The sequence below is a fragment of the Glaciimonas sp. GG7 genome (genome assembly GCF_052976905.1).
On the sequence record NZ_JBRIIQ010000139.1, the window covers coordinates 1 to 7,605 of the forward strand.

At 52.2% G+C, this 7,605-nt stretch carries 8 protein-coding genes; 3 read left to right on the forward strand and 5 right to left on the reverse strand.

The annotated features are described in order from the left end of the window. The coding region (locus ACVBEF_RS19570; RefSeq protein WP_447125593.1) for an aldehyde dehydrogenase family protein at window positions 1-698 on the forward strand (698 nt) is incomplete at its 5' end. A 74-nt stretch (window positions 699-772) separates the two neighbouring features. Here the strand turns inward: ACVBEF_RS19570 and ACVBEF_RS19575 are convergent. Then, the gene (locus ACVBEF_RS19575) at window positions 773-2,464 is read right to left on the reverse strand and encodes a thiamine pyrophosphate-binding protein (RefSeq protein ID WP_447125594.1); all 1,692 of its coding nucleotides are present in this window, start codon (window positions 2,462-2,464) and stop codon (window positions 773-775) included. Between the two features lie 107 nt (window positions 2,465-2,571). On the opposite strand from ACVBEF_RS19575, the gene ACVBEF_RS19580 reads away from it, so the two are divergent. Further along, on the forward strand, window positions 2,572-2,784 hold the full coding sequence (locus tag ACVBEF_RS19580; RefSeq protein ID WP_447125595.1) for a hypothetical protein: 213 nt from the start codon (window positions 2,572-2,574) through the stop codon (window positions 2,782-2,784). Window positions 2,785-3,016: 232 nt separating this feature from the next. After that, a complete protein-coding gene (locus ACVBEF_RS19585) occupies window positions 3,017-3,352 on the forward strand; it encodes a hypothetical protein (protein ID WP_447125596.1) in 336 nt (111 codons plus the stop codon). Window positions 3,353-3,542: 190 nt separating this feature from the next. Here the strand turns inward: ACVBEF_RS19585 and ACVBEF_RS19590 are convergent, their stop codons facing one another. From ACVBEF_RS19590 to tssM, 4 genes are all read right to left on the reverse strand, one after another. Beyond that, window positions 3,543-4,283 carry a hypothetical protein gene (locus tag ACVBEF_RS19590; protein ID WP_447125597.1) on the reverse strand — a complete coding sequence of 247 codons (741 nt, stop codon included), beginning with the start codon at window positions 4,281-4,283 and terminating at the stop codon, window positions 3,543-3,545. Window positions 4,284-4,409: 126 nt separating this feature from the next. Then, a protein-coding gene (locus ACVBEF_RS19595; RefSeq protein WP_447122149.1) for an IS3 family transposase occupies window positions 4,410-5,587 on the reverse strand; the annotation gives its coding sequence in 2 pieces (ribosomal slippage) (window positions 4,410-5,320 and window positions 5,320-5,587; 1,179 coding nt in all). A 51-nt stretch (window positions 5,588-5,638) separates the two neighbouring features. Then, complete coding sequence (locus tag ACVBEF_RS19600) at window positions 5,639-5,911, reverse strand: hypothetical protein (protein WP_447125598.1); 273 nt, start codon at window positions 5,909-5,911, stop codon at window positions 5,639-5,641. Between the two features lie 204 nt (window positions 5,912-6,115). Next, window positions 6,116-7,605, reverse strand: a 1,490-nt coding sequence (gene tssM, locus ACVBEF_RS19605; RefSeq protein ID WP_447125599.1) for a type VI secretion system membrane subunit TssM, incomplete at its 5' end; no start/stop codon positions are given.

Below are 7,605 nucleotides of genomic sequence, written 5' to 3' on the forward strand. Positions count from 1 at the left end.
TCTATGCCGAGTACCACGGACAAGCACGAATCGATGTGGGGACGGCGGGGCAACGCTGTACTTCGCTGCGCCGTTTAATTGTGCATAGTGATATTTACGACACGCTGCTGCCGCAACTTCGCACGGCCTATAGCAAGATTACTATTGGTGATCCACTGATGAAAGAAACCTTAGTTGGCCCTTTGATTGATGCGGCGTCTTTTGATGCGATGCAACGGGCATTGGCTGCGGCTCGCGCTGAGGGTGGAAAAGTTACTGGCGGCGAGCGCGTGGCGGTGGATGGCTGTGCGGAGGGATTTTACGTGCGTCCGGCATTGGTAGAGATGCCGCAACAAACAGCGATCGTTTGTCACGAAACGTTTGCGCCGATTTTGTACATCATGCGCTATGACGATTTTGCCGATGCCATTGCGCTGCAAAATGGCGTGCCGCAGGGACTTTCATCGTCGATATTTACCTTGAATATGCGCGAAGCTGAGCTGTTCGTTTCCAGTGTTGGCAGCGATTGTGGTATTGCTAATGTGAATATTGGTCCGTCGGGTGCTGAAATTGGCGGCGCGTTTGGGGGTGAAAAAGAGACTGGCGGCGGGCGTGAATCGGGCTCGGATGCCTGGAAGGCTTACATGCGCCGGGCGACCAACACGATTAACTATTCCAATACCTTACCATTAGCGCAAGGGATTACGTTTGATCTATAAATTACCAGTCTGAGTTTCCACATTTTACGAAAAAGTGGACACATAGCCTGTCCGCTTTTTCGTCGGCTGTAGATTTATTTCTCAGGCACTTGCTTGCGCAAGGCTTGCTCTCTGATGTCGGTTAATGTCGCACCAGGCGTAATGATTTCAGGCGACAAGCGAATTTCAATGACCGCCGGTTTTCCACTGGCGCAGGCCTGCTCGAATGCAGGTACAAAATCCTCTGTTTTTTCCACCACAACACCAAAAGCACCGAACGCCCGCGCATAGGCGGCAAAGTCGGGATTCGTTAAGCCTGTGCCGTGGACCCGGGTCGGATATTCACGCTCCTGATGCATGCGTATCGTGCCGTAGATCCCGTTGTTGACGACGACAAAAATAACCGGTAACGCGTATTGCATCGCGGTTGCCAGTTCGTTACTGCTCATCATGAAGCAACCGTCACCTGCGAAGGCAATCACCATTCTGTGCGGATACAACGATTTGGCCGCAATCGCCGCCGGTACGCCGTAGCCCATCGCGCCGCTGGTGGGAGCGAGTTGTGATTTGAAATGCCGGTAGTGATAGAACCGATGCACCCAAGTGGCGTAGTTACCAGCGCCATTACAAATAATAGCGTCAGCGGGTAAATTGGTGCGCAGATATTCCATGATCTGGCCCATTTGAACTGGTCCGGCGACTTGCGGCGGCGTATTCCAGAGCAGATATTCGGCATGGGCGATCTCTGCTTCCCCGATCCATGCGATCGCCGCATGCCGGGCTAACTTCGCCACGGCGGCAGAAAATTCAGGCATACCGGCATTGATCGCCAACTCGGCGGCGTAGACGCTGCCCAACTCTTCCGCGCCTGCATGTACGTGTACCAGACGTTGCTGCGGTGTCGGGATGTCGAACAAGGTGTAACCGCTAGTCGTCATTTCACCCAGACGTGGCCCGATTGCCAGCACTACGTCGGCATTCTTGATGCGATGCGCTAAGGCTGGATTGATGCCGATACCGACATCGCCTGCGTATAACGGATCGGTGTTATCGAACAAATCCTGAAACCGAAATGCACAGGCAATTGGCAATTGCCACGCCTGTGCGAATTGACGTATCTCTGCGCAGGCCTGGGACGTCCAACCGCTTCCGCCAAGGATGGCGATGGGGCGCTGCGCTGCGCTCAATAGTACGGATAGCTGTTGCAACGATGCGGGGGTGGGTGCGCTGGCGATCCGCTGATAAGGCGGCGCAGCACAGGCCTCGGCGAGTTCGGTGAGCATGTCTTCCGGTAACGCTAATACGACGGGGCCGGGCCGTCCGCTCACCGCGGTGTGAAATGCACGACTAATATATTCAGGAAGGCGTTTTGGATCGTCGCATTGCGCCACCCATTTCGTCATGGAGCCGAACACGCGTCTATAGTCGCACTCCTGAAACGCCTCCCTGTCCAAGGCTGTGCGCGCTACCTGCCCGATAAACATAATCAACGGAGTCGAATCCTGATGCGCGGTGTGTATGCCTATGGCCGCGTTCATCGCGCCGGGGCCGCGAGTAACCATGACGATGCCTGGCTTACCGGTAAGTTTTCCATAGGCATCGGCCATATTTGCCGCGCCGCTTTCGTGACGACAGATGCGCAAAGCAATCTGATCGCGGACATCGTACAAAGCGTCGAGAACGTTGAGATAACTTTCGCCGGGCACGCAAAACACATGATCTACCCCGTGTGTAATGAGGCAATTGACCAGAATCTGGCCGCCGCTTCCTGAAATAATTTTATTCATGCGAACCCTCTTCATGAAGATTGAATTGATTGATTTTATAGCTTACAAATGAGTATGCAGCAGAGGAATGGGGCTAAACGACAATCATCATCATGAAGGATAGTGCAATGGCTACTTCACCTAAACATCATCGGCTCCACGACTATCTGGCGCGCTATCTTTCAAGCGTCACCTTACTATCGGGCAGCCTTGCATTAATAGCGTTAGTCATTGCCATTTGCATAGGTTTATTAATCTTTGGCGAGACGACCATTTTGCTTTTGCAACTACTGCAATGGATAGGCCGAGATTGCATCTGGTGCATCATCACACCGTCCTGATTTCTGTCAGGATTGAATATCATGACTGCATCATGACAGACGGCAATATGTATCAAAAAAACATCAAAACCACTTGCATCAGAGAATCACTTTCCACAAGCAAATCCGACTGATAACATAGATTTACCGGATGCGAATTGCATAGAAATTCGCATCCGGTAAATCGTCATTCTCGTAGAAGGCTATGGCTATTGTGCCTAAGCTGAGCATCATCCCAAGCACAGGAGAAACTATGAACATACTCAAACGTTTGTTTACTCCCACCCACTCCGCCATAGTCAATGACGAACTGACAGCTGCACGGCTACAGTTATTGTCGGCAGAGAATGATCTGGAGCATGTCCAGGCGCAAGTCAATCTTCTCAATACGCGCATTGCTCGATTGGAAGGAAAGTTAACAAACGCTGCTGCGCAAACTGCACTAACAAACACGCAAATAGACACGCAGTTTTATACAACCAGATTGCACAGCACGACCTCACAAGCAGTTAACAGACCTCAAAAAAGTGAACATGAAATTCCCGACTTTCGTCACAAAACGTTAGGAAAAACAAATGTCGCTGTTTAGCCCCTCATTGGTCCAGGGTTAACTTTAGGAAATAACAAAAACAGCCCGGAAAAAAGGGCTGTTTTTGCGATTGCTACGTATTTTTAAGCTAGAAACGGTAGTTGGAGCCGCACGAATGTGCATTTTTATGGCCCACGTCCCCTACCACGTCCCTCTTTTGATCAACAACGCGACATAAACCTTATTCTGTCTAAGACAGCAATTTTGTTATTTCCCGGATCCCGCTGGCTTGATCCGACATGAGTGCGGCGACTGCCTTTGGATAGCCTTTACTCGCGTCCCCCTTACCGAATAGTGTTGCCAGAGCGAGCAAGGCTAACGGGCAATGTTCATAGTGATCAGTCATCACCGCATCGGGATTGATAAACTGGTGATTGGTTCCTGCATAATTTTTTCCAGCGTTCCACAGCTTCTCCGCAATCACATAGTTTGAACTGGGCTGACCGATACCGGCGAATACATTCTTAAGCTTTTTCCCGGAAAGATAGAGAGCATAGAACACGTTGGCCATCATGGCCTTGTTCGCAATGCCATTTTCCCACATGTCCGTGACCTGTTTGGTCGAGCCACAGCAACTGCAGGAATTGTCATAGCGCAGCCAGAGAGAAAGTAAGGGATCGAGCTGGCGATGCTTGTGCAAAAGAGAAAGTACGCCAACCCCTCGAGAGATGACAGGTAAGAACGGCACCGCGGCGGCGGCACCTGATCCGCCCAAGAGCGTAGACAGGGGGTTAAATGCATACTTAGCCGCCTGGGGTATGAGGGCGGGGAAAAACCTACCTACGACGCCGGCGAATCCGCTACCAACATTATAAGTACTGCTCGCTATAGTTATTCCTGTTTTGACATGCGTTGAACTCGTCATACCAGACAGGTACTTCGACACTACCGCAGCAGGTGAGAGTGGGAGCGTCAAAGCATCGATGGCCAATTCGGCCGCACTGTTAGCTACTGCATAAGCTCCTGTGCATGACACCTTGAGAAGAGTCTCAACCAGATGTTTGGTTTTCGCATAACTTAAATCCCCCCCTCCCCCTGCGACATCTGTATGTGGTGGTCAAGTAATTTCGGACACAACAATAGGTTTTTTTTCTGCCATTTTTCGCTCGTAGGCGACGGGCGACAGATTTCCCAATACTGAATTGAATCGCTCGGTGTTATAGAACCCGACAATGTAAGCAGTAATGTCTTTGCTAGCCTCCGCGTGGTTGGCATATTGGCGTTGCCAGACGCGTTCCATCTTGAGATTGAGGAAGAAGCGTTCAGCAACGGCATTGTCCCAGCAGTTTGCACGGCGGCTCATACTGCAAACAAAGCCATGTTCATCGAGAAGGCCCTGGTAGAGCTGGCTGGCATATTGGCTGCCGCGATCGGAATGGACAATTAGCCCGGAGGCTGGTTGTCGTTGCGCAATCGCCATGTTCAGAGCAGCACAAACCAGTTCTGCTGGCATGCTCGGAGCCATCGCCCAACCGACTATTTTGCGTGCGAACAAATCCAGGACGATGGCCAGATACAGCCACCCGGCACCAGTACGGATGTAGGTAATATCAGTGACATACGCCAAGTCTGGTGCAGCAGGATTGAACTGCCGGTTGAGGATATTAGCGGCTACTGGCAAGTTATGTTTGCTGTCTGTTGTGTGGATAAACTTACGTTTCCAAACGGGTTTTAAGCTGGCTCGGCGCATCAGGCTACGTATCTTGTAGCGACCGATCACAAAGCCTTGATTCCTCATTGCGGTGACCAACCGACGACTGCCATAGCTTTGATGGCTGGCCATAAAAGCAGCCTTCAGGTGAACGCTTGTTTTACACAAAACCGGTTTAGCAGCACGATGCTGTGCCTCGTAATAGCCAGAACGACTCACGCTCAGGACGCGGCAGCAGTGTTTTACCGGGAAGGCCTTCTCTTGCAGTTGACGAATGAGTTGATAGCTCATTTCATTTCCCGGGCAAAGAAGGCCGATGCTTTTTTTAAGATATCAACATCCTGGCGAAGTTGGCGATTATCGTTTTCTAATTGTCGTATCCGTTGCTGCTCGGAGGTCAGCGGTAATCCTATCCCCGGCTTGCCGTTCTGCTCAGCGCCGTACTGCGTTACCCAACGACGAATTGCTGTGGTGCCTATGTTCATACTGGCGCTGACATGTTGAATACTCAGGCCTTGTTCTTTGATCATCCGCACGACTTCCAGCTTCAGGCTGCTGTCGTAATTCTTATGTTGCTTTGACATTTATATTTCCTCAGTTGATGGATTATCCACCCATTGAGGTGTCCGGAAAAATTAGACCACAGCAGTATGGCGGCGAGCTGCTGCGACAGTTGTCATCACAACCATCATCTGGCGCACGATTGCCCTATCGTCTCGCCGCACAGCTTGATTTTCAGCGCGGTTAGCAGCGGCGCATTTTTTTTCAAATTCGCGGCTCTCTCGTATCAATCGATTCTGCTGCTGTGAAAAACCGCTGGACTTCGCTGCATCCAAGCGACGCCTTGCAATATCCAACCGAAGTGCGCGATATTCTTCGTCAGTTTGTGCGCCATTATATGAGGGCATATACTTCCTTTCATCAGTTGTTCATCAAAGACTTTGCATATAAATATACGACTCTGTCGCATGAAGGTCTGTCACCAATTCACGGCCTTGTAAATTCTTACCCGAGCTGCTAATAAAGGTAGTGAGCTTGACGTCGATAACATTACGCTGCATTTTTGCAGTGGCAACTGTAGGGGTTATGCAGGCTCTCACCTACGGCCACTCTTACCATCCGGCCGGACAGCGAAACTTTTCCAACGCATCACGTCGGAATGGATTGATGACGCTGCTCGCGTTAAGTTGGTAGACGACTTTATGGCCATCCAGATCGTAAGTCAGTTTAAAACGCTCACCCTGCTGACTCGATTGCAGCGTTCCCTTGTCAAGCATACGGAACCAAGCCCATGGACCTGTCGTTTGCAGGTCTGCCATAAGTGCTGGCGTTGTATATAGATGCACCTCGTGGTCACTTTTCCCGCTCGGTAGCGCGATCTGCACGGTGGGCGACGTCACGTCGGCGGAATAGGAAACCGCCTGGCCGTCAATATTAAAATCGACCTTGCTAAGCGCAGGATCGACGCTCAGCGGTGTCAACCCGAAGTGCAACGATGGCTGACGCCCGCCAGCGGGAAAGAACATATCGCGCAGTTGCGCTGCACGTTGAAACTGGTTTAGCACATCTTGCGGCACGCCCAGCCGTGCACCGTCGGTATTACGCCATTTCCATCGGGGACCGCCCGTGTCGACTAAGGACGCCAGATTCTTCGAGAAAAAATCGTCCATGATGCCGGCCGGTCCGAAAAATCTGCCAAAATCATCCAACGTCACTTCCTTGGTCGCGCTGCGCACCATTGGATATCGACCGGCAATTGCCTCTTGGCAAAACGGCGCGGCGACCGAATTCCACAGCGACTGCAGACGTGTGCGCTCGCTACCCAAGGTCAGGCCAACACCTATGCTATCGATATTTTTGAGCATGCCATCCAAAGGAGCCGGCTTACCGTCAGCCTCACGCGTTAGGTGCTGCATCACCTCGTCCGGCGGCGGCGGCGTACCGGCACGCTGCGCGCTTTGCGCCGCATCAAAGTATTGTGAAACGTCCTTGAGCATCGCCAGCAGAGCGTCGATCGGCGCGGTGCCGACCATTCCGGGCGTGCCCACCAGTTTATGCAGCGCCTCAAAATGCTGGTCTACCGGGTTATTCGTGATGGCCTCCGTCACGACCTCCTCTTGGTTCGATCCGAGTGCCGATTCGAGCTTATTGCGCGCCGCCGCGAGTTTGCTGCGTACAGCATCCTCCACCGCCACCACGGCCGACTTACCGCCGACGTCGTTCAGCTTGGTTTCCTTGGATGCCGCCTGTAGGAAGCTGCGCAGCGGCGAATTGGTCGCGGCCAATGCATTGGTGATGCGAGCACCTTGGTCCAGGCTTGAAAACGGCATAATGCCTACGTCGGTCAACAAGCTATCCCACTGCTTGATGTAATCAAGGTAATACAACTGCAATATGGCTGCGCGTAATTGGCCGCTGGCCGCTGCGGTGACCGCGCCTTCCGACTCACGCCGATCCAATACCCAACTGTCCTGAGTGGTGTCGAGTATCGCCTGCGGCAATTGTTTGAGTAGTTCGCGGTATCCAGTCACGCTGTAGATGCCTGAGACGCCACGCGTGAGCGGCAAACCGCTCGCTCGCGACAGCAGCATCGAGACATCGC